This is a genomic window from Halogeometricum sp. S3BR5-2 (assembly GCF_031624635.1).
In the GTDB taxonomy this organism is placed as follows: domain Archaea; phylum Halobacteriota; class Halobacteria; order Halobacteriales; family Haloferacaceae; genus Halogeometricum; species Halogeometricum luteum.
In genome coordinates, this window is the sequence record NZ_JAMQOQ010000006.1 from 300203 (window position 1) to 321301 (window position 21099).

Below are 21099 nucleotides of genomic sequence, written 5' to 3' on the forward strand. Positions count from 1 at the left end.
AATGGAGATAGAATTTCCCAGCAACAACGAAGGTGGATTTGCGGAAGTCGAAACTGGTCGTAACGTCCGCACCAAACTTGAGGTCGTTCATGGTGTGCACCTTCGACTCGGCTTAGAATCCATGATGAGCCATGGGTCCATCGCTCTTGGAGTTAGGCTCGACCCGGACGAAGCCCGAAGAGTTGGAAGATATTTGATTGCTCAAGCCGACATCATTGACGAAGACGGAGACGGCGTAGAAGAAGAACCAGAGGCTAACCCATGACCGACACAGACTCCGAGAATATAGAGCATCTCGTGGGCGTCTACAAACAGTTCTTCTACGGGGAGATTTCCCGCGCTGAGGCGATGAATATCATCAACGAAGAGCAGTGGAACCGTATATCGCGGGTCGCAGCCTTTGAGATATCGAACGAGAGAGTCCAGCCAGTGACTGACGACGAACTGGCTCGTAAGTACCGTAGCAACGCAGAATCGAGTGAGGGCTACCCATGACTGACTTAGACCACGACGAGGACGCCTTGCGAAACTATCTCCGCGAGTCTGTTCCGCACAGTATCGTCCAGATGGTACTGGGCCATCCAAAGCACCTTGCAACAGTTGAAGAAATCAACCACTTCGTCACAGATACCAGTCAGGACCACGTGGAAGACGAACTTCAAACCCTTATCAAGAAAAACATCTTAGCAGTCTACTCGTTTGACGATGAGGTCCCTGTAGGCCCATCTGAGTTCTATGGATTCACCCCTCTGGGAATTCGATTCCTCGGCGAGAATAACTATCTCAAGGGTTACCCCCTCGTTCAAGCAATCTATCAGAAAATGGAAAAACCCGCCAAAGTCCTTGGCTTCGAAGCGGCCCCACGCCCAGAGCTCCCAGCAGAGGTCAAGCGAGCTCTACGTCTTGACGAAGGCGACCCCTCCGACTCAGTTAACGAAAATGCTCAACAGACTGTTTTGGAGGACGACGAGACTGGGGACGAGGACAATGACCGACTTTCATTCGACGAAGCGACTGAGCGGCTGCAGTCGGACCCAGATGACGAAGAGCTAGCCGAAGCATATCAGAAGAACGCAGACCACGCAAAACAGACGAACAAAGAATGGACAATCCCAGACACCGTTCAGTGGACAGACGCCGATTGGGACGAATTGAATGACGATGGATTCGAGTTGGGTCCGCTGACCTGCGATGTTTGCGGTGCTGTGCATCGCACCTATGGCACTGCCATCGTTGCATCCTATAAGCGGACCGACCGAACCGACAAGAAGAGCGACCAATCGTTCGGCCAAGTCGTCTATTGCGGTGACTGCGCTCCCGAAGAGATGCTCTCTGACAGCTGAGATGCTGAATGGCTGACCAAACGTACGGCTTTTTTATCAATTTCATATCGCACGGGTGCATGTGATATGTTTATTAACTTTAATTTCATCTGTACGGGGTAATGGGCTTTGAGATGCCACTCGCTACTGAAGCAGATGACTCGTGCCACGCAGAGATATTCAAAAGCTGGCGGTCATTTTCTGAAAACTTCACCGACGCAACTCGAATGCACGTAGTTACGTACTGTGACTCTCCAGAATTCGTTCTCAAATTATTTGACGAGCTTGATGACCTTGAGGTACTGGAAGTCGTGGTTGGTGACGTAGACGACTATCGCGAGCGCCTCATCGACAAACCAAAAACCGCGGACCGCCTCGAACGTCTGCGCTGTGAGGGACGGTTGGTCATCTATCTCTGCGAGACCAAGGAGGTCCACTCGAAACTCTATCTTATCGAGTACGAAGCCAAACCAGACACCACTGTTTCTGCCGCCGACGAGTCTGTGTCACTCGCAGATTACGGCGACAGCAGTTCAAATGACAAGCCTGCCGATTCTGAAGTACGGGTTCGCATCATCGTAGGTTCACCTAATCTCTCAAAGAACGCGTGGTCGAACCAGACGAATATGGGTGTCGTCTACGACACCGCGAAAGGGAGTACTCTTCACACGGAGTTCATGGGCTTATACGAAGAGCATCGCGCATACAACAACAAGGGACCCTTCCTTGAAGACCTCACCGAGCGAATCGAGTTGTCAGGTGATGACCGCGAGAAAGTCATTAACCTCTACACCGAGGGAAAGGTCGGAACGACTGATGAACTCGGGGAGATTCACGGTAAACTCGCCGACCATATCGACTCGGAGGTTGAGACGGTTAATCTCGTGCTCGATGACGGCTCAGAGGCTGAACTCCCCGAGGATGGTAGCGCCGTAGATGCAGACGCGGACTCTGATAGTGAGGAAGAATCTGATTCTCCTATTTCGGACGCTCCCAAAGCCCAAATCAATCTCTCGCTACGTGGCTATGACGCCACCACAGTCGACACGGTGTCGAAGATGAAGGACTTTGATGCGACCGTCTCGAATGACACGCTGAACCTCACACCTTCGGCATTCCATCGCTATACGAAGGAGGTCTTCTCGGTGCCGACGATGAAGCTCAATGACGCCGAAGACCGTCTGAAATTCCATCACGATGGGCAGGTCTACAGCATGACGAGCCCACCTCCTGCCGATACCACCCTCATCAACGATGCGCTCGCTGATATGGAGGCGTATTTTGAAACAGTAGACAACCACGGTAACTCGAATAACCCGACAGCGGTCAAGGCACACATGATGGAAGCACTGCTGTGGTTCTTTTGGGCTCCATTCGCGAACCGGCAGGCGCGATTTTACCGTTCGCACGACGTGGACCTTGACAAGGCATTACCCTATCTCTACGTCTATGGTGAATCTAATGGCGGCAAGGGAACGTTCACCGAGTTCGCACTCGGAATGATTAGCGCGGGACGCGTCGAATCAGCGGTGGACGCTGACGAAATCGGAAAACGCAACGTGCGGAATATGCGCTCTGCGCACACTACTTTCCCCGTCGTAGTGGACGATATCACCAAGCAGAAGGTCCACAGTCTCGATACGCTACGCAATTTCTGGAAGGGCTGGACGGATGAATCACCGTACCCAATGTTCGCGTTCATCTCAAACGACAAGCGTCCCAACCAATGGTTCCGAAACCGCGCGAAGATTCTGCACTTCGACGTGAACTTCCAAACCTCGCGGCGCGGGGAGGCACAGGTCAACGAACTCATTTCTAAGCACAACCCGCTGTTCTCATGGTTCGGCTGCGAGTATCTTGCCCACGACTTGCGACTTGCTGAAGACGACGACACACTCGCAGAGGTGCGCGAAACGATGCTCGCACTCTACGACCGTGCCGAACGCAACCCTCCCGAGTACTTTCCTCATGAGCCTGCTGAGCGTATTCACGACACAGGCCGCTCACGCTGGCACGATTTGCTGGAACGTGACGACGTTGAGCTCTCCGAAGAAAAGGATACGCTCGTGATTTCCTTTGACGAGTCGATGAGCTATGAGATACACACCTACAAACGCGACCCTCCGATGACGGTCCGTGTCGAAAAACGAGGACTGGACTTGGTGATAAAGACACCTGACGAGTTCTACGAGTGGCTTGGTGAGGATACAGCAACAGTGGCTCGTCCCGGATTCCTCTCACGCCTTCGCTCGCGCTTTAGCGGTTGAGCGACTGGCTCTATTGAATCTTCTGAGTTCGATACTTTTCCTGCTGAAACAGCTACTCAGTAGCGCTTGCATACCAAACTTCTACCCTCCGATGATGTAGTTATGACCTTCTCTGTGGTAGAGAATAGGTTATCCGTCAGTCGTCAGCTCTATTCGCATACTTTTTCACTACACCGTAGACAATTGCGATAGAAACGCCAAGAAAGAACGGTGAATCGGGAATAGGAAGGACGCGAACTAAGAGAACAACGCTCAGTACTATTAACACCCACAACCCGAGCGTTGAGACGAGTTGTTTCAAAGAGGGAAAGGAGTCAGGCACTATACAAAGCGTTCAATGTCGGTACACAAACCGATTCCGCTGATGAATTTATATCCTGTTCTGAGCGATTTGATTCACTCCTACTGGGTGCCGAGACCGTGACCGATTCGCGCCCTCTATTCAGCACGCCCATAGAAACCTCACCGAACGCTGTCAGAAGCGTCGTGACCGATTCAGAGGTTCTATCGGTCGTTCTGTTTCCCTTCACGATAGCCAAATACTCCTGCCTCAGCCGTCGTTTTCAGGATTCGGTATATTCCAACGAGAACCCTGACCATGAGAATCCCACCACCAACCCAGATGAGAACCCGTGAGAGTTCAATTCCTCCGAGGAGGAGGGTCTCGGGAGCAATCACCCCTAGAAGAAAGAGGGCTAAACCAATCCAGAACGCTTCGTTCCGCTGGGAGAGTTCTGTAAGGGTATCCGCCATATCGTTGAGTAAGTTGTTGTGGAAATTAAACTTCCCTCATGACCGATTCGCGCCCTCTATTCAGCACGCCCATAGAAACCTCACCGAACGCTGTCAGAAGCGTCGTGAGCGACTCAGAGGGACGTACACAGCGGGGGAGGAACTTCAGTGTTCGGTCTCCGTGCTACACGCCATCTCCGTTGTAACACTCGCATGTTCAATCTCGCCATCGGAGCGGACGTACACGCCCGTCGCAGAATCGTTGCAATCAAACGTCGACTGAGATACGGTGAGGTTCGCTGTCTTCCCCGAAGCGGTAATTGATACCTCGTAGGTAGCAGGTGTTGCTATCTCGATTTGAGCGATTCCATGAGACGGGAACTGAATCTCTGTGTTGATGGCGGCTGTAGTGGCTTTTTGGTCTCGGACTCGTATCGCTATCTCTCGCTCACTGTCTCCCTGATTCTCCACTACTACATAGTGAGGGTAAACGTCTCTTGGAAGTGATTGGGGGTCCCCGACGGTGAAAGAGACGAAAGGTCCTCCACTTGATTCGAGATTTAACGGCACCGACCAACTACGGACGCCACCTCCACTCCGAGTCGCATTCGTCGCTGGAGGACGAGGCGTTCGAGTTGGTTCACTCACTGTCTGCTCAGTTGACTCACCTGCTATTGGGTCCCGGGTACAACCGCCGAGGACACCAATCAGGGTTGTACCTACCAAATGGAGAGCCGAACGACGAGATTGGACCATGTGTGAAATTGTTGTCTTGTTAGTAAGTACTTTCTTCTCCGCCAAACAATTCTTAGCCCCGTTCGGAGCGATTCGATTCTCTCACAGCAGGTGCCGAGTCCGTGACCGATTCGCGCTCTGTATTCAGCACGACATCATCTAACTATCAGCGGCTGAGGATTTCAACAGAGCCATCCTTGCATAATCCATTTATTCGGTTGTCCCAATATTATTGATATGTCGCTAATGACTGGTATGCTATCTAGCTGTTTCTCGCTGCTTTACAGGCGGGAACACGTAGACACAACAGACCTCAACGGGAAGTACAGCGAAGAGATAGCAGCCCGAGTCCTCCGAGGTCTCCGAGAAGACGGATGGCTCGTTAAGGAAAACGATGAAACGCACGCGTGCTATGCGTCAGAGAAACTGACCACGTTCAAGACTACCGAAGTTCGGTTTAACGGATTTGAGGAATCAGATGGTGATGAGCAATGAACAAAGAACAGATAGGACAGCCCTCAACAGCGATTGACAGTGGGGCCTCTCTCAATGAGTTGATGGAACGGCTTGACGAACTGGAGAAGAAAGTCGACCACAATCGTTCGGACCAAGAACGCCGTATATCTCAACTTGCACAGCGAGTAACCGGAATTGAAGAAGGACTCGGTATCCATGGCTACGATGGTAGGCGTACAAAGAAGTACGATGAATGGTGGGGTGACGAAGAGCAGGATATCGAATCCCGCATCGCCTCTCTTGAAGCATTGCTCACAACTGGAGTAGGAATTGAAGTCGAAGTTGAACTCTCCCAAATGGAACGTATCCTCTGTGGTCTGGAGGAACGACCCTCTCCGGGAACGAGTAAATCTCGTGCAGTCATCCTCGCAGAACTGATGCACGACCTTAGCGGGACGCGCACACCAACTGGCCATACGCTGGCTATGGACAATCACTCGCTCAAGTCCCTTGTATCACAACGAGAGATAGAACAACCGGGCTCTGACCTCTCGAAGGGGGACCAACTCACCCCTCGACAGATTGCCCGTGCGATGAAAAAATTCGCGGACCTTTGGGATGGCAAAGCAAAGCATACCAAGAATGACCGGGGAGTGAATATCGTCCACATCGATACTGATGACTACAACAACGCTGTGTGGTCGCAAGAAGAGCTGAGAGCGAATATCTCGGACAAGAACTGACTACTTTTATCAGGTTTTGGGTAGACAAACGTCGTCTACCTCTCTCGAAGATTTTTGTCTACCTACGGCCTATTCGAGCAGAAGAGTTGGTATATACAAGTAACTCGGAGAATGTCTTAGCCTTCGAGTTTTATTTCTCGTTAGCCCGACATTCTCCTCCAAGAGATAGATATATATACCCCCACCCCCTACCTACTATTACTGAGATGGAAGTCTATTTTGAGGAGAGTAGTAGAAGCGAAGCTGAGCTACTCGGTCTTTTGTCGTAACATGGACATGGGGGGTAGACGACGCTTGTCTACCCCATTGTTTAGAAGATTTCCGCAAATATTCCCCAGAAGATTGCTCAGAGTGTTCCTGCAAAGGTTCCCACGAGGGTTTCTGTGCATATTCTCAAAATAGTGGTCGCACACACATCTATACTCCCAGACTGGCACAATAGAAGCAATGAGCGAAGACGTAGAGATAGTAGAACTCACCTACGCAGAAGGATTTGGGTACTGCGCCCGTCATGTGCCCTCCAACGTTGCCTCACAAGGAGATACCCGGGAAGACGCTCTGCGAGCCCTTGTGGAAGCACTGAAACTTCATCAACGGTCAGATAGCGAAGCTGTGGAAGCGAGTGATGAATGGTTCGAGCGATTTGGCGTCTCTCAGTAGAACAAAGAGCTCCGGAAACAGGGGTGTCTCCTAAATGAGCATGGACCGGGTTGACCGAGATGACCTCCTCGACCACCTGCGCTATGTCCTTGACGAAGTTGACATAGATATTGACCGCGCAATCGTCTTTGGTTCAGTCGCTCGGGAGGAACATGATGCGACCAGCGACATTGATGTCATCGTCGTCTCCGCTGATTTTGAGGGCGTCTCCGGGGCTCATCGAGGGACCCCATTCAGAGAGCTCTGGGACTACGAGGAATACGGGGCTTTTCACGACATCTGCTACACTCCTGAGGAGTATGACGAGTATAGAGAACGGCCAAACAGTCTCATCAAGGCAGCTGAGAGGGTATTCGACTCATTTGATTCGCTGAATCTTCTTTGAATCAACCGCTCAGAACAGCCTCTCTACCCGGCAGTTAGTTCAGCGTCGGTGAGATTGAATAAACGGACCCCTGTGCTGAATACTCCCTCTCAGCCTTGTTTAGACGCGGTTCAGTTCGTCCTCTACAGCTATTTGCCAACCGACGAAATCGGGGAGAGCAACTCTCACGAACAGATTCTGTTCAACCCACAGAGTCACCAACCGACGCTATCTGGAGCGTCTAAACAAGGCTGACCGTTCTATTGAGAGTCGCCTTCTTCCTCGTTTTCGTAGAGCTCAAGTGCTTCTTCGGGGATTGCCACGGGCTGTGAGTTGGCCCACATGAGGTCGACGAGGTCTTTGCCGATGTACCAGATTTGGCTGTTTTTTGTTCGTCGGACGACCCAGTCATCTGCTTCGAGGTCGCGTAGGACTGCGCGTATGGTGTCGTCTTTGTAGTCGGTTCCGCGTCCGGGTAAATCCTTGATTTGGAGTTTCTTGTGTTTGATGAGCTGTTCTACGGCATCTTTAGTTGCTTTCTGTGATGCTGTCATGTTCTATGGTTCGTGGTATCTGCCTATCTCTATTGTGCCTATGAACATATCTCTTACTGTATTCTGGGACCACTACCATCCACCCTACTGTATTCTGGGACTATTACCATAGTATAGCCGAAAGGAATATATACTTTCTTCCCGTCTTGGCGGTTATGGCACCAAACACGGACGATAACGACCGTACAGAAGCACCAAGAATTCTTGTTGACACTAGTCGTCGGTTCGCCACTACTTCAGAACGCGTTGAAGCAGATGCAAAAGCAGTTGTATCACATATCCTGCATGAAACTGGTTATCTTCCCAACAACGATAAGATATTAGTAGATGGCGATTACGACAAAATGTCGGATTTGCGCTATACAGTCGGGTACGGACAATATGCTGTAGACGCTATAGATAATGCTATCACCCAAATCCGAGAGGAGATTCAGAGCGATATTAAAATTTCAGTGAAAAGCGGTCTTGAGGAATATCTAACTCACCTACGATACTCAAATCAATATGATAGGATGTCGGGGGAACTTCCCTCGGCGTCTGAGTATGACCTTGAAAGGCAAGATATGGTCCGAATGTCAGATGAGGAGCTCACTGAGGTTATCCGTCAGAAGCTCTCTGACGAGACGAGTCAGAAGCTCTCTGACGAGACGATTGACATTATGCGGACGACTCCACATCTCGTTAGGGTGCTGGTAGTGAGTGAAGACGAGTACGAACGAGCGTTTCTCTGAGCCGGTTGCACGATGATTCGGGTTCGAGTCCCGATTCAGGATTCCGACTGACCTCCGCCCAGTCTCAAAATCCAAACGGGAGGTGCTAAAACACATGAAACAAAACACAGAACAAGCACAGGAAGAACAGACAGACAGCGTCTGGCTCGTCCTTGGTGAATACGACATCCTTGGAATCTACATTGAGGAGACCGAAGCAGAGCATCTCGCTGACGAGCGTCGCGGGGCCTATGGCACCGACGTTGACGTTGTTCCCTTCGCGGTTGGTGAGACCCGGGGATATTCAATTTCGATGCGCGACTGGCTCGACAACGTCCTAAACACAGGTGACGCACAATGAACAACGAGACTTGGGAGGGAACTATCCCTGCCCCGGAAGCGAGTAATTGCCCCAAGTGCGGTCAGCAGTTGGTCCGCGACTGCGCTGGGATTGTCTGCGATTATTGCTGGCGGGTCGCCAAGAGAGAGTTTGAGGACGAGGACAATGAGTTACGAGGAGATGACGGTGATGAAGACTGAGTTAGTGCATAGGCTGCGACTCGTGAAAACCGGATTCGTGAATTCTTAGCCTCTGGAAAGACGGAGAGACAGAGCTTCGATTTTCTTCAAAATGGTTTCTTCATAACATATATGTCACTACCTCTGAAAGGGTGAGGATATGCGTTCAACTTGCGGAATCTACTCCATGGGGGAATTCGATGACTGAGGGCGTCATCGCCGACTATGTCACTCCTAGTGAAGAGATTCAAGCGTCTGATGGGAGAATAGACCCGGCTGGTCTACTTGACGAGGTTTCGCTCTACAACCTCTACGACGAACGCGACTCACCAGAGCAAGACGCAGAACGAATCCTTGACATCACTTACCCAACAAAAACTCTCACTGCAATTATCAAGAATACCGCTCGTAAGCTCAGCGGGAATGTAGATTTTGCTGAAGGAGGTCAAATCGTCGGTGGTGAGTACGGGAGTGGGAAGAGTCACATCGAACTCGTCGTCTATCACCTCTTTAACTCACCAGACATTGGTCAGCAGTGGCTTGACCAACGCGGAATTGACGTGGAGCTTCCGAGTGAGACGCGAACAGCGGCGCTCCAGATGTTCAATCTGGACAAGAACTACGACCGACTGTCAGAAGCAGTGGGCGATTATCTTGGTATCGACGAATGGGCCGATGGTGCCGACCTCCCGCAAGTTCACGAGATAAGGAACACGCTCGAAGATAAACCAACGCTCGTCCTCATTGACGAGCTTGAGCGTTGGTTCGGGATGGCCAGCCGTACCGAATACGAAGAGGATAACCTCGCGTTCCTCCAGAACCTGCTCGAAGCGGCTGGGCGTGACGATACTCCTCTGAGCGTCTTCGTCTCACTCCTCTACAAGGACGAAGAGATACAGGCGATTACTCAGCGAACGAATCCGTTCACACACGACCTCTCGTCCCGGCGTGACGAGAAAATCGACTTCATCCTCCACCGTCTCATTGGTTCTGTTGACGACGCGAACGGGGTCTCTGCTCTGGCGAAGGAGTACACTGACGTGTACCGTCAGAACGACCAGATACAACTTGACGACTACCACGATATGCAGGAGCGTATTGAGCGCTACTATCCATTCCATCCGCTCTTGCTGAATCTCCTCATGGAGAAGTACTCTGAACAGCGAATCAGTTCGGACGCACGTGGGCTCCTCCGCTTCCTGACCGAAATTCTTCGAGACAACTTCTCCGAGGTGGATTTCATTCTCTCCGGGGACGTAGACGTATTCGCTTACACCGACCGCTTCCAATACATCGACAGTGAGTTAGTCGGGAAGTACGTCAACGACTACCACCGACTCCAGAAGCCCGACGGAACGTTCAACGAATTCCACGAGGAACTACTCAACATCGTTCTGCTCCACAGTCTCGCGCGTGGGGGCGAGGAAGGCGCGAACAAGCGTCAGATGCTGATGGGTACGATGAGGAAGGGAGTCAATGCTCATCGAATCATCCAAATATTCACTGAGGAGGTCTACGGCCATGCGTGGCACGTACATCGTATCAACGGCGAGTACGCCTTCGACGTAGACGAGAATCCTGCGGCGCGAATCGAGAAGAAGGCTCAGGACATCCACAAACACACCGCAATTCACCGTGTCGAGTCTCTCGTCCGCGAAGACCTCTTTGAAGGCCACAATAATGTCCACATCCTCGACCCAGTCAATACTGAGCAGGACATCCCCGATAACAAGGCACTGAAGATTGTCGTCTCACTCGGCGCGAAGCGGAGCTACGACGAAGACTTCGAGGAACTCACGACGGGTCAAAGTCGGGAATTTAACAACACCCTCGTCCTCGTCACGCCTGAGAAGCGGTCGAGTGTTGATACCAACACTGGCATCATCGAACTCGCGCGGAAGGTTGTTGCTGGAGAACAGCTCACGCGCGAGGAAGACGTTCTCCCCGAGGGCTTCGACGAGATTGACGAGCAGAACTACCAGAGTCTCCGTGACCGGGTCCGTGACAAGTATGGGACCGTCCACACGTCAACGGAGCGGGGCCTGTTCCCGCAAGACCTTCCGACCGGAGGCAACATCGACTTCTACGCGGCGACAGTCGAGGTCGTCAAGCCGGACAGCAGTCAGCTTCGCTCGGAAGTCAAAAACGTCGTTAAGCAGGCAGGAGCCAAAGGAATCCAGTACGAACACCTCAAGAACGACTTCTACCGCAATACGGATTTCACGACGCTGACCAGTGAAGATGGACTCGAAGACGCCATCGACTCGCTCTGTCGTGACGGAGTCATCCAAGTCGGTAACTACTTCGAGAAGCGGGTCGGGAGCCTTGGGAGCGATACGACTCTCCTCCACGAGCAGTACATCGAAGAGGAGGATGACGACGAAGACGAGTCGGCTATCACTATCGACACGACCAGCATATCCTCTACGTCTCCGAAGGGTACTAACGGAGGAACTACGTCGACTGGTGCGACAACCAAGCCCGATACAGAAACGGAAGAGAAAGAGAAGGACGAGGCATCAGCCGCGTTTGAGTGTCCACAGTGCGGTACCGAGTTAGAAGGCTCAGAGTGTAGCGAGTGCGGCTTCGAATTCAGCGCGAGCGACGTTCGTGAAGGGAAAGTCTCGGTTGACGGCCTGAACACGGAGGATATGCTCGATGCGTTCGGTATCGAGGAAGAGAGTGGGCCGACGATTCGTCCCCACCCGATTATGGGGACGCTGGACGCCGACAACAAGCCGGACATCATCGACACGCTGGAGCGCGAACTCGGGTTAGAGTGGGAAATTCACGAGACAGAAATCACGGTCGATGGGACGCTGACCGCAGACGAACTCTCGAACTACGGTATCAGCGCGAGTGCCCTCGACAAGCAGGTTTCGCTCACAGAGACGTTCACAATCGAGCTTGACGAGCCAATGAATAGACAGTCGTTCTTAGGGCTCATGATGGACCTGAACGTCCCCGAACACGCTTCGCTCTCGGTCAAGCTGAAGGTGAACAAGGGTGACTGACGGACTCTATGGTCAGTCAGAGTTCGATGCACTCCTGACCGAAGAGAACGTCTTCGACGGGGTCTTCGAGTGTCTCCGTCGAATCTGGGGTACCGAGGATGCACTCGGTGAACGCAAACTCGGGGGGTCGGAATATCGAACCCGACTGCTCGAACGTGAACTTGCTAAGCTATATCCACCGCTCTACGACGAGCTTGCCGAGCAGATGGGCGACCACCCCATCACGTCGCTCGAAGACGGCTGTGGCGTCATTATGGACGCACTCAGTCTCCGCGAGGGGTTCCGCCTTGAACAGGAACTCGCGAATGAACACGGCTGGGATGTATCGCTCACGTGGGCTCCCATTGAGCGCCTTCCGAGTGAGACGCAGTTCATCTGCCGGGAGTGGTTCGACGCACAGAGTCCGTCGGTGGTCAACCGCGACGACTACCGCTACATCGGTGACCTCGACGTACCACAACTACCCGGCACGTCCCCGGAGTACGTCTGGACGCGACACCCCGACAAACGACTCGAAGCGGCACTCGAAGGTAACTACTCGACCGAGGAGGTCGAGGATATTTACGAGGATGCAAAGGGCCTTCTGGAGGACATCGTCCACGAGAGTGTTCACACAGAGTTCTTCGTCACAAGCGACCACGGCTACGTGAATCACCTCGGAACGTCTCCATACACGCTCTCGGACGAGTTGGAAGAGTCGCTGAAAGGCAAGTTCAGTAGCCGCTTCACCGAGGTCTCGAACAGCCAAGCGTTCCAACTGCTCGAACATGCGAACATTATTCAACGGGTAGGTGACCACTACGTCGTACGCGGTCACCACAAATGGACGAAACGAGGTGCGACGAAGAAGATTATGCACGGGGGCTTCAGCCTGCCTGAGTGCATGACGCCTGTACTGCGTATCAACACAAACGCGACTGGAGATAACTAATGACCGAAACTTGGGATAAACTCCCCCTCAGCTTGATGGACAAACTCGCAGAAAAAGAATCGTACCGGCGCGACGTGTATCGCCCTATATACTCGTTACACAAGTGGTGGGCACGCCGTCCCGGTTCGACATTTCGCTGTCTTGGTCTCGCGGCTCTTACCGACGATACCATCACGAAGGACGACATCCTAACCAAGCGGAACAGCGGGAGTCATGACGGTCTCTACATCGACTCGTACGACGAGCGAATCAATCCTGATGACGAACATATTGACCGTGATGTAACCGTACTTGACCCCTTCGGTGGCGGCGGGACGACGCTGGTTGAACTCAACCGACTCGGTGCGGACGTTATCGGATACGAACTCAATCCCGTCGCGTGGTGGACTGAGAAGAAATCGATGGACGACGTGAACCTCAATGTCCTCAGACGAGAGTTTGACCGAATTCTGGAAGAGACGCGCGAGGAACTCGGAGACTACTACACGACTGTTGACCCCGAGACAGGACAAGAGTGCGAAGTCCTCTACTACTTCCAGTCACAGCGGATTCCCTGTTTAACCTGCGACGAAGAGGTTCAGCTCTTCCCACGATACCAACTTGCAAAGACCAAGAAGACGCGCCCCGGTGCGCTCTACTGTCCGAATCAGGACTGCGACGACCGTATCATTGAACTGAAAAGCCGTGAAAAAGGCCTCGACAAAGGCGAGACGGTCACAGTCAAAGGCGGTAGCACAGTGACTGTAGGTGAGGACGGGAACGAAGTCTGTACAAACTGTGGTATTGAGTTTGACCCAACCGACGGAACATACGGGTATGGGAAGTATACGTGTTCAAATGGCCATAAACACGACGTAAAGGAAACACTACAAAGGCTTGACCAGAGGCCGAAATTTGAACGGTTTGCACTTCAATATGCAGACCCCCGAGGGAAGAAGCGGATAAAAGAACTCGACGATGATGATTATAAAACCGCTTCAGATGCCAATGACGAATTCTTAGAGAGAAAAAGTTCGTTACCAATCCCGAGTCAGCGGATACCGGTCGGAGAAGAGACAAATAGGATTGTTAATAACTACAATTACGAACGATTTAAGCACCTATTCACCGACAGGCATCTTCTCACATTCGGTGTCCTAATTGACAAATGTATAGATGTTAAAGAGCAGGAATTCGACAATGGGGATTCGCAGAATATTTCTGAATTCCTACTTACTGCAGTTTCTTCTTGCCTTGAACGGAACTGTAAGCTCACAATGTGGAATTATATAGATAGCAAGGGAGAGAACGTTTTCCGGCGACACTCGCTAGTGCCACGTGTTCAGCCTGTTGAGTCAAACTTGTTAAATTCGTCAGGAACCCTGACCTCTCTTCAGAACTACTTCAATAAAGTTTACGAAGCCAAGAGGTTCTGCGAGCGGCCATTTGAAAAAATAAAGAACAACTCGAAAGGTAAAGTAGAGCAGTTCTATGTCGAAGGTGAGAATATAAGTGAAGACCGCGTTGCTGGCCTCTATTGCAAAACCTCAGAGCGTATGTCTCAGGAAGATGAATCTGTAGACTATATCATCACCGACCCACCATACTTTGATAATGTTCAATACTCGGAACTATCTGACTTCTTCTACGTGTGGTTACGCGAAGGTCTACTTGAAGACTATGAAGAATTCCAGCCAGAGGTGGTACCGAAAGCACGTGAAATCGTCGCCAACAGCAGGTCTGGAAAAGACGAGACGTTCTTCGTAGATTCATTGGCTAATGTCTTCTCTGAGTGTCACCGAGTTCTGAAGAGTGATGGGGAGATAGTGTTCACTTACCACCACAACGAGAACGAAGCTTGGTCAGTCATCTTGGAAGCCCTTGTCCGAAGTGGATTCACTATTACTGGCGCATACCCAGTTCAGTCAGAGTTCCCGAACAACCCTCACATCTCTGACCTTGACAATGCGGAGTACGACATCCTCATCTACGCCAACAAGGAGCGTGTCGACGAAGAACTCACGCTCGGCGGTCTGCGAAAGAACCTCTTCTTCGAGTTACAAGACCTCGCCGCAGAGGAACGTGAGCGACACGACGACCTCTCGAAAGCCGACCTCGGTGTCATCCTCCGTGGCAAGTGTATGTACTACTACTCGAAGCACTACCCGAACGTGTACTCCGACGGCGAGGAGGTCGGCATCGACGAGGCGCTTGATACGGTTGACTCCGTCATCGAACAAGTTCTCGAAGGGTCGGTGAATCTCCCGTCGAGTATCGACTCGCTCACACAGGCGTACGCCGCGTTCTGTCAGCGCGGGAGTGAGTCCTTCGACGACCTGAACAAGACTCTGCTCGGGAAGAACCTGAACGTCAGCGACCTCGAAGACGAGAAGCTCGTGAAGGGGCCGCGCGACAAGAAGGAACCCGTCGCCGCCGACGAGCGCGTTCGCTTCATCGAACGGAAGCTCAACAAGAACGGTAGCGATGGAGAGGCCCTACTGGACATCGACAAGGTGCAGTATCTCTACCACCTGTATAAGACAGACCAGAACACGACCGAGTACCTCAAGGACTGGAAGAGCGACGACCGACAGGAACTCGCCGAGTTTATGTCCGAGGTGACCGGCGACGAGCGCTACGAACACGTGATGGAGATGAACCTCAGCCAGTTCTGACCATGCTCCAACCCGGATACAACCTTGTGACGGAGTCGGTCGCCGAAACCGAGAGCGAACTGGCCGCACTGGAGTTCTTCAGGCGAGTCGCCGCCGACGAGGACATAGAGACGCCAGTCACGGTTACTGGACTCACCGACCTGCTCTATGGCTCTGTGGAAGACGAGCGGAAGGCGATTCTTAGTGACCTTCGGCAGACGCTCCGTAAGAGTCGGTCGCTCGGGTCGATGGATGCCGTGCAGTTCATCCTTGACGGTCGGTTCGTTGACGACTCGGAGTTCCGCGTTCGAATCGAGCGGAGTGGTGACGGTATCTATCTAGACATCGGGCAAATGTTCGTTGAAGAACCCCAGCCGATGAGCGCAACACACGCGGTTGCTCGGAAGTAACGGCTGGCTGTATTTTTTAGCTTGAGTTTTAGCGGATACCAGTATCATTGATTGAGCTGAAGAGGTAACAAGAGGAGCACGAAGCCAACAGAAATCTCACCTACCAATGTTGGCAGGTGGGTATCCGGGCTAACTGACAGCGTGACCCTATGGGACACCCTGTAGGTAGTAGACGGTACACTAACCGAGGAAGTCTAATAACGAAGTACAGAGAGGGTTCGGCTAGGTTTTGATTGTCCTTCTTCAGTGGAGGAGCTAAATCGGTGGTTTACTACCAATTTTCCACAAATCCGACCTGCCAACACAGGTAGGTTGGTAGTGCACCGTTCCTGAACGGGCCTCGGTTCCCGCTTCAGCGTCTCTACTGTGTAAAACGTAGGTTTCGGGTGTATATAGCAGTTCCTGATTGAACGGGAATACGACGTATGCTATTTTGACAACTGGAACCCACGAGCATCAAGTACATTCTGGGCTCGCTGGCTAGCCTTCTCGGGTGCAGTCGTTGAGGGCATAAGCACAATAACTCCTAACGTTGCTCGTCGACGGATATCAGTGCCCAGCGGCAACTGAAATGAGCTCAGTCGAGCAAGTTGCAAAGCGGGATGGTTTCTACTCGTCGGCAGTAACCTTGGCTTCGAGTTCTGCAAGACGCTCCTTTAGGTCGCTCAGTTCGCTCTTACGATTAGTCGTTTCTCCAACAGCCGTAGAAAGCCGCTCGTCGTCGGAATCACCGTATAGGTAGAGTTTGCGGCGTTCTTCGTCCTTGTAGATGCGGTCAAGGCTTGATTGGGGAACCCCGTATGCACGAGCAATACTATTCACTGATTGCTCTGGGTTGAGTAGCACCGTCTCCACTGCCATCTGCATCGCAAGATAATTTTCCATGTCTATGACGAGGTATCCATCGTCATCAGTCACGAAGCCATACGGAGGACGACCGACCCACTTCCCGGCCTCAATTGCTCGATTGACTCCGGATTGAACACGCTCACGAATCATCTGGAGCTCAAACTCCATCAACCAGCCGAAGAGTTTGCCGATGAGGGCGTCCCCCATATTCCCCTCACCACTCAGATTGGGGAACCCGTCGTTCGTAGTCGTAAGCGCAACTTCGTGCTTGACGCACAGGTCGATGAAATCTGATGTCGTAGTGAGTCGTCGGGACAGACGGCTCATCTCGTAGGTCACAACGTGATTGATGTCGCCCATCTCGATATCCTCTCTCAAACGCTGGAAGTCCGGACGAGAGTCATTAGCTCCACTTGCTACGTCGACGTAGACTTCAGCTTCAGAGAACACGTCACCGTTGAGGTAGTCTTCAATTTCGCGTCGTTGTCGTTCAGTAGATTGTTTCCGTGTAGAGACGCGGAGATAGACGGCAGTCGCAGTCATAGTTTGAGTAAGATGAATCTGTATATAATCTCACCTGCTTTTGGGTAGCTTACTCAGAACTGTTGATTTGGGTAGTTATATTCAGAAGTTGTCGTATAGACTACACTACCGTTCGTCAGAGAGCCAATGGAAATTGACCGCCTACTAAGGGGGGTTGAACAGGAGTTTTCTCAAAGTGTGTATTCAGCATAGATATTCAGAGTCCGCTTCTTGCGTTCTGGTCGGGTGTATTCCTGAATGTAGCTTGAACCAAGAAGAGTACTCAGAACGATAGTGACTGCTGCGGATGTTCCGAAGACCGGGCGTAAATTTTCCCGTCTCTTTCGTAGATTACGTTCTTACTGTGCAGCTCCGTTATATACTCTCTTGTTTTGTCCAATATCATCTCACGGCGTTTTTGAGCGCTCTTAATTCGCCGATACTGGTCAATCATTCTGTCCCAACCAGCATCTATGGCTGTACTTCGTCTTTTCCCACCCTCTCGTAGTAGATGGTTGTAGATGTTTTGTAGCACCAAACTCGCTTCGCGCTGTGTCCGGTCGGTGGCTTGACGATAGTAAGAGTTTACGTACTGAAGTTGTATTCCACCTCGGATTCTCTTTATATACTTTTCTGGGAGTTGCTTGGCTGCGGGAACCATCTTTGAAGGTGGTCTGAGGCTTCGACCTTCTTCACCGTTAAGGGCGATGCTGTGATAGTCTCCCCCGTCAAGTTTGAGTCCACCTTCTGTCTCTAATGGAGATAGCAGTTCGAAGAGTTCCTCAATATTGAATAGTTCCAATATTTCTGGAAGATTAGGAACAGCATCCTCACAACCAATTATCACATCGGTATCAATCACCATCCCGTTTAGACTTCTTGCTTCTTTCTTGATTTCTTGGTCCGAACGTCGGTTGACTAAAATTGGGTTGCTTATGATTCCTTCGTCAGAAGAGAAATCGTATAATTGACCATGCTTGTCACCACCGGTTCCCAGATAATCGCGCCCATTGTATACTTCGAGAGGTAGGTACTCCCCCGGAAGTATTGCAAAGCCATCTGGAGTACCATCAGAGGTATGCAGTAAATGAGGTCTCGGTCCTTTGGGAAGTACGTCAAATCCTGCAATATGTGGTCCTATCTCGTCGTGTACTTTGCACAGAGCAACAAATGCCGTTAGTTCTGCGAAGTAGGCGTAATTCGTCTGGAACTTGTCCAAGTCTTTGAGAGCCGATTCTATCTCATGGGTAACATTGTCTTTGCTTCCGCCGGGTTCAGTAAAGAAAGGGTGATTACTATTACTAATTTCAACTGAAATTTTGCTTACGTCTCCGTTGCTTAGCAACTCGGCTAAAACCGCCCCAGTTGCATCTTGGTAAATTCCATACTTTTCGCACTCTAGCTTGAGGATATTTGCAGGCCATGCCGAGTAATCCTGCAAAACACTGGACACCCTATTCTCTACGAATGAATAGATACCCGGCATTCGTTCGCTCGCTGGTTGACTGTCCCCCGCCATCACCCACTTAAAGAAATCACCGAAGAGAGGTAGTACACACCTGTGACTGACATCCTATTTCCTCCTCCTGTTTATCAGCATTTCTTTTTAAACCATTGAATAGTGTCTGATTAGAGTCCAGTAGTGTTATTGATATATAATACGAGGAATCGGTCTCTACTGGTACTGACTGAGTTAATTAGGTACAGAACACCGAGTACCGACTTTGTAGTTACTACTTCCATGGCTTCACTGATGCGATTCCAAGGTGTTCATATTCTTATTATACACACAGTATTCACAATCACATCGAATGGGCACAAACAGAGCAGAAAAGAAGGATGAAGTCCGAACTGCAAGGATTAGTCGACACAGTGAAGGTCAACCGATAGGAGTTGCAATTTTCCATTCATCAGCACAGCTAAAAGAACTAGGCGTCAATCCTGAGAAAACGACCGCAGTGAACTACAGAGTACATGAAGGCGAACTTCTGTTAAGTCCAGATAACGATTAGGACAAATCCTCAACTAAAATACTGGTGAGACAGGTCTCATAGTAAGTACGCTACTGGACTGGAGCATCTATCAACGCAGTTCTCAGGGTCCGTTCAGTAGCGGTCTATACTCGACTGAGACTGTAGGCCTGTTCTCGGAGCTTTCTCCTTCTTATTCCACTTGTTTAGGCCTTCAACGACCTCGTTACTCACGCAGACCTTAGCCGCAGTAGAAGATGAGTCCGGCCCCCAGAGACCGAAAACACGCTTCCCATCTTCGTATTCACGATGCTCATCAGGGAGAAGGTATACCCACCCGATTTCACCATGTTCATCGCCTTCGCGACCACAGACGAGCGCTGTGTCGGGATAACCGACTGGTTTGACTGCGATTGCGTAGTGTGTATTCCGCGGGGGGTGGTCTTGACAGCGAACGATTGCCATGATGGCATATATTCACTAAATATTATGAATCTTAGGTGTCAAGTGTGAGCACGGCATAGCTGACACACTCTCCCATGACTCAGGTGAAATCTGGTATCAGTACATCAAGTGGAAAGGAGAAGAGCGGATACGGGAAGAAATCACAACAACACCTGCGACACGCGATGCCTTGCCCGGAAGACAGGAATAACTTTCAGCGAGAAATTGGTTCGTCTTTAACAACTGGTCCGAGTCCTGATTCAAGGTTTCAAGAGGAATTGAGATACAACTGTTAGTGCCCAATGGATAGGTTGCCGATACTGGGCCACCGAGATGCAATAGCGTATTCTAGCTGGAAGTGGACGCAAATGTATTAATGGCGGCTCTCGAACATCCTCGTATGTCGAGTGGGGACGAGCCAACCGTTGAAGGCGTGAACACCAAGGAGATGAGTGAGTATCTCGCCCAGACGGAGATTGTCTTTGCGCTGCTGTTCGGCTCGCACGCCCGGGGGACAGCTCATGATTCATCCGATGTAGATATCGCCCTCCAATTCCCCGATAACATGGACGCCCACGAACGGTTCCGCCTCCGCAACCGTATCGATGCTCATCTGCAGGAGTACGCCGAAGGTTTCGTCGATGTGAGTGATATCGGCTCACTCCCAACACCAGTTGCCCACGCTGCACTCCGGGACGGTATCGTTCTCGTTGGCGATGAACAGGCAGTCAAGTCGTACCAAGAGCAAGTGAAGCAGGAGTACGAGGATACTGCAGTTGACCGAGAACAAGAACGCCGGGAATTCATCGACCGACTAGCTCGTGGAGATACGTAGATGGTTGATGAAGATGTCGTCGTAGACAAGCTACGGTATATCAACCAGTACACTGACGACCTGAAGCAGATGCGTGGAATGTCGAAGGAAGAGTACGTCAAGGACGTGGTCATGCAACGAGCAGTCGAACGAACGTTGATGAACCTCGTCCAAGCATGCATCGACCTTGCTCAGCACATCCGCTCGGAAGAGGACCTTTCTCCGAGTGGAACGGCGAAACAGGAGATGCAAGCCCTTGAGAATGCGGACATCCTCTCGCCCGAAACACAAGGGAGAATGGAAGAGGCCATCGGGTTTCGGAATATCCTCGCACACCGATATGGAGATATTGACCACGATGTTGTGTATGATGTTCTCCATAACGACCTCCACTGGTTCGAGCAGTTTCAGCAGGAACTCGCTCAGTGGTTCCAGCAGTTCGGCTCATGA

At 51.3% G+C, this 21099-nt stretch carries 21 protein-coding genes; 16 read left to right on the top strand and 5 right to left on the bottom strand.

Annotated elements, in window-relative coordinates:
• Position 1 precedes the first annotated feature (1 nt).
• The 4 genes from NDI79_RS20340 (at position 2) to NDI79_RS20355 (ending at position 3589) form a co-directional block, all read left to right on the top strand.
• Positions 2 to 265 carry a hypothetical protein gene (locus tag NDI79_RS20340; RefSeq protein WP_310922369.1) on the top strand — a complete coding sequence of 88 codons (264 nt, stop codon included), beginning with the start codon at positions 2 to 4 and terminating at the stop codon, positions 263 to 265.
• Complete coding sequence (locus NDI79_RS20345; RefSeq protein ID WP_310930520.1) at positions 262 to 495, top strand: hypothetical protein; 234 nt, start codon at positions 262 to 264, stop codon at positions 493 to 495. The genes NDI79_RS20340 and NDI79_RS20345 overlap by 4 nt, the downstream gene beginning before the upstream one ends.
• A complete protein-coding gene (locus NDI79_RS20350) occupies positions 492 to 1343 on the top strand; it encodes a hypothetical protein (RefSeq protein WP_310930521.1) in 852 nt (283 codons plus the stop codon). Before NDI79_RS20345 ends, NDI79_RS20350 begins: the two co-directional genes overlap by 4 nt.
• 113 nt (positions 1344 to 1456) lie before the next feature.
• Positions 1457 to 3589, top strand: a complete 2133-nt coding sequence (locus NDI79_RS20355) for a tyrosyl-DNA phosphodiesterase (RefSeq protein WP_310930522.1) — start codon at positions 1457 to 1459, stop codon at positions 3587 to 3589.
• A gap of 504 nt (positions 3590 to 4093) precedes the next feature.
• Here NDI79_RS20355 and NDI79_RS20360 read toward each other — a convergent pair.
• On the bottom strand, positions 4094 to 4342 hold the full coding sequence (locus NDI79_RS20360; protein ID WP_310930523.1) for a hypothetical protein: 249 nt from the start codon (positions 4340 to 4342) through the stop codon (positions 4094 to 4096).
• 951 nt (positions 4343 to 5293) lie between these two features.
• Here NDI79_RS20360 and NDI79_RS20365 point away from each other — a divergent pair.
• From NDI79_RS20365 to NDI79_RS20380, 4 genes are all read left to right on the top strand, one after another.
• Positions 5294 to 5551 (top strand): hypothetical protein, encoded by a 258-nt coding sequence (locus NDI79_RS20365; RefSeq protein WP_310930524.1) that lies wholly within the window; start codon positions 5294 to 5296, stop codon positions 5549 to 5551.
• The gene (locus NDI79_RS20370) at positions 5548 to 6255 is read left to right on the top strand and encodes a hypothetical protein (protein ID WP_310930525.1); all 708 of its coding nucleotides are present in this window, start codon (positions 5548 to 5550) and stop codon (positions 6253 to 6255) included. Before NDI79_RS20365 ends, NDI79_RS20370 begins: the two co-directional genes overlap by 4 nt.
• A gap of 447 nt (positions 6256 to 6702) precedes the next feature.
• On the top strand, positions 6703 to 6915 hold the full coding sequence (locus NDI79_RS20375) for a type II toxin-antitoxin system HicB family antitoxin (RefSeq protein WP_310930526.1): 213 nt from the start codon (positions 6703 to 6705) through the stop codon (positions 6913 to 6915).
• 34 nt (positions 6916 to 6949) lie between these two features.
• A complete protein-coding gene (locus NDI79_RS20380) occupies positions 6950 to 7300 on the top strand; it encodes a nucleotidyltransferase domain-containing protein (RefSeq protein WP_310930527.1) in 351 nt (116 codons plus the stop codon).
• Between the two features lie 239 nt (positions 7301 to 7539).
• Here NDI79_RS20380 and NDI79_RS20385 read toward each other — a convergent pair whose 3' ends face one another.
• A complete protein-coding gene (locus NDI79_RS20385; RefSeq protein WP_310930528.1) occupies positions 7540 to 7833 on the bottom strand; it encodes a hypothetical protein in 294 nt (97 codons plus the stop codon).
• A gap of 155 nt (positions 7834 to 7988) precedes the next feature.
• On the opposite strand from NDI79_RS20385, the gene NDI79_RS20390 reads away from it, so the two are divergent.
• The 6 genes from NDI79_RS20390 to NDI79_RS20415 all read left to right on the top strand — a co-directional run bounded on the left by NDI79_RS20390 (position 7989) and on the right by NDI79_RS20415 (position 16050).
• A complete protein-coding gene (locus tag NDI79_RS20390) occupies positions 7989 to 8564 on the top strand; it encodes a hypothetical protein (protein ID WP_310922360.1) in 576 nt (191 codons plus the stop codon).
• A gap of 94 nt (positions 8565 to 8658) precedes the next feature.
• On the top strand, positions 8659 to 8904 hold the full coding sequence (locus tag NDI79_RS20395) for a hypothetical protein (protein ID WP_310930529.1): 246 nt from the start codon (positions 8659 to 8661) through the stop codon (positions 8902 to 8904).
• Positions 8905 to 9262: 358 nt separating this feature from the next.
• Entirely contained in the window at positions 9263 to 12076 is a 2814-nt protein-coding gene (locus tag NDI79_RS20400) for a DUF499 domain-containing protein (protein ID WP_310930530.1), read from the top strand.
• On the top strand, positions 12069 to 13007 hold the full coding sequence (locus NDI79_RS20405) for a PglZ domain-containing protein (RefSeq protein WP_310930531.1): 939 nt from the start codon (positions 12069 to 12071) through the stop codon (positions 13005 to 13007). The genes NDI79_RS20400 and NDI79_RS20405 overlap by 8 nt, the downstream gene beginning before the upstream one ends.
• On the top strand, positions 13007 to 15661 hold the full coding sequence (locus NDI79_RS20410) for a DUF1156 domain-containing protein (protein WP_310930532.1): 2655 nt from the start codon (positions 13007 to 13009) through the stop codon (positions 15659 to 15661). The genes NDI79_RS20405 and NDI79_RS20410 overlap by 1 nt, the downstream gene beginning before the upstream one ends.
• Positions 15662 to 15663: 2 nt before the next feature.
• The gene (locus NDI79_RS20415) at positions 15664 to 16050 is read left to right on the top strand and encodes a DUF8076 family protein (RefSeq protein ID WP_310930533.1); all 387 of its coding nucleotides are present in this window, start codon (positions 15664 to 15666) and stop codon (positions 16048 to 16050) included.
• 609 nt (positions 16051 to 16659) lie between these two features.
• Here the strand turns inward: NDI79_RS20415 and NDI79_RS20420 are convergent.
• From NDI79_RS20420 to NDI79_RS20430, 3 genes are all read right to left on the bottom strand, one after another.
• Positions 16660 to 17442 carry a recombinase family protein gene (locus tag NDI79_RS20420; RefSeq protein WP_310930534.1) on the bottom strand — a complete coding sequence of 261 codons (783 nt, stop codon included), beginning with the start codon at positions 17440 to 17442 and terminating at the stop codon, positions 16660 to 16662.
• A 262-nt stretch (positions 17443 to 17704) separates the two neighbouring features.
• Positions 17705 to 18907 (bottom strand): basic helix-loop-helix domain-containing protein, encoded by a 1203-nt coding sequence (locus NDI79_RS20425; protein ID WP_310930535.1) that lies wholly within the window; start codon positions 18905 to 18907, stop codon positions 17705 to 17707.
• 619 nt (positions 18908 to 19526) lie between these two features.
• Positions 19527 to 19856 (bottom strand): hypothetical protein, encoded by a 330-nt coding sequence (locus NDI79_RS20430; protein WP_310930536.1) that lies wholly within the window; start codon positions 19854 to 19856, stop codon positions 19527 to 19529.
• Between the two features lie 379 nt (positions 19857 to 20235).
• Here NDI79_RS20430 and mntA point away from each other — a divergent pair, with 379 nt between their 5' ends.
• Positions 20236 to 20670 carry a type VII toxin-antitoxin system MntA family adenylyltransferase antitoxin gene (gene mntA, locus NDI79_RS20435; protein WP_310930537.1) on the top strand — a complete coding sequence of 145 codons (435 nt, stop codon included), beginning with the start codon at positions 20236 to 20238 and terminating at the stop codon, positions 20668 to 20670.
• The gene (gene hepT, locus NDI79_RS20440) at positions 20671 to 21099 is read left to right on the top strand and encodes a type VII toxin-antitoxin system HepT family RNase toxin (protein WP_310930538.1); all 429 of its coding nucleotides are present in this window, start codon (positions 20671 to 20673) and stop codon (positions 21097 to 21099) included.

Excerpts from the sequence above, each read along its gene's own strand:
- NDI79_RS20400 (WP_310930530.1), top strand. The coding sequence starts at position 9,263 with ATGACTGAGGGCGTCATCGCCGACTATGTCACTCCTAGTGAAGAGATT.
- NDI79_RS20360 (WP_310930523.1), bottom strand. The coding sequence starts at position 4,342 with ATGGCGGATACCCTTACAGAACTCTCCCAGCGGAACGAAGCGTTCTGG.
- NDI79_RS20370 (WP_310930525.1), top strand. The coding sequence starts at position 5,548 with ATGAACAAAGAACAGATAGGACAGCCCTCAACAGCGATTGACAGTGGG.
- NDI79_RS20430 (WP_310930536.1), bottom strand. The coding sequence starts at position 19,856 with ATGGCAATCGTTCGCTGTCAAGACCACCCCCCGCGGAATACACACTAC.
- NDI79_RS20395 (WP_310930529.1), top strand. The coding sequence starts at position 8,659 with ATGAAACAAAACACAGAACAAGCACAGGAAGAACAGACAGACAGCGTC.
- NDI79_RS20390 (WP_310922360.1), top strand. The coding sequence starts at position 7,989 with ATGGCACCAAACACGGACGATAACGACCGTACAGAAGCACCAAGAATT.
- NDI79_RS20425 (WP_310930535.1), bottom strand. The coding sequence starts at position 18,907 with ATGCCGGGTATCTATTCATTCGTAGAGAATAGGGTGTCCAGTGTTTTG.
- NDI79_RS20380 (WP_310930527.1), top strand. The coding sequence starts at position 6,950 with ATGAGCATGGACCGGGTTGACCGAGATGACCTCCTCGACCACCTGCGC.
- NDI79_RS20415 (WP_310930533.1), top strand. The coding sequence starts at position 15,664 with ATGCTCCAACCCGGATACAACCTTGTGACGGAGTCGGTCGCCGAAACC.
- mntA (WP_310930537.1), top strand. The coding sequence starts at position 20,236 with ATGTCGAGTGGGGACGAGCCAACCGTTGAAGGCGTGAACACCAAGGAG.
- NDI79_RS20340 (WP_310922369.1), top strand. The coding sequence starts at position 2 with ATGGAGATAGAATTTCCCAGCAACAACGAAGGTGGATTTGCGGAAGTC.
- NDI79_RS20420 (WP_310930534.1), bottom strand. The coding sequence starts at position 17,442 with ATGACTGCGACTGCCGTCTATCTCCGCGTCTCTACACGGAAACAATCT.
- NDI79_RS20375 (WP_310930526.1), top strand. The coding sequence starts at position 6,703 with ATGAGCGAAGACGTAGAGATAGTAGAACTCACCTACGCAGAAGGATTT.
- hepT (WP_310930538.1), top strand. The coding sequence starts at position 20,671 with ATGGTTGATGAAGATGTCGTCGTAGACAAGCTACGGTATATCAACCAG.
- NDI79_RS20385 (WP_310930528.1), bottom strand. The coding sequence starts at position 7,833 with ATGACAGCATCACAGAAAGCAACTAAAGATGCCGTAGAACAGCTCATC.
- NDI79_RS20410 (WP_310930532.1), top strand. The coding sequence starts at position 13,007 with ATGACCGAAACTTGGGATAAACTCCCCCTCAGCTTGATGGACAAACTC.
- NDI79_RS20365 (WP_310930524.1), top strand. The coding sequence starts at position 5,294 with ATGTCGCTAATGACTGGTATGCTATCTAGCTGTTTCTCGCTGCTTTAC.
- NDI79_RS20355 (WP_310930522.1), top strand. The coding sequence starts at position 1,457 with ATGCCACTCGCTACTGAAGCAGATGACTCGTGCCACGCAGAGATATTC.
- NDI79_RS20345 (WP_310930520.1), top strand. The coding sequence starts at position 262 with ATGACCGACACAGACTCCGAGAATATAGAGCATCTCGTGGGCGTCTAC.
- NDI79_RS20350 (WP_310930521.1), top strand. The coding sequence starts at position 492 with ATGACTGACTTAGACCACGACGAGGACGCCTTGCGAAACTATCTCCGC.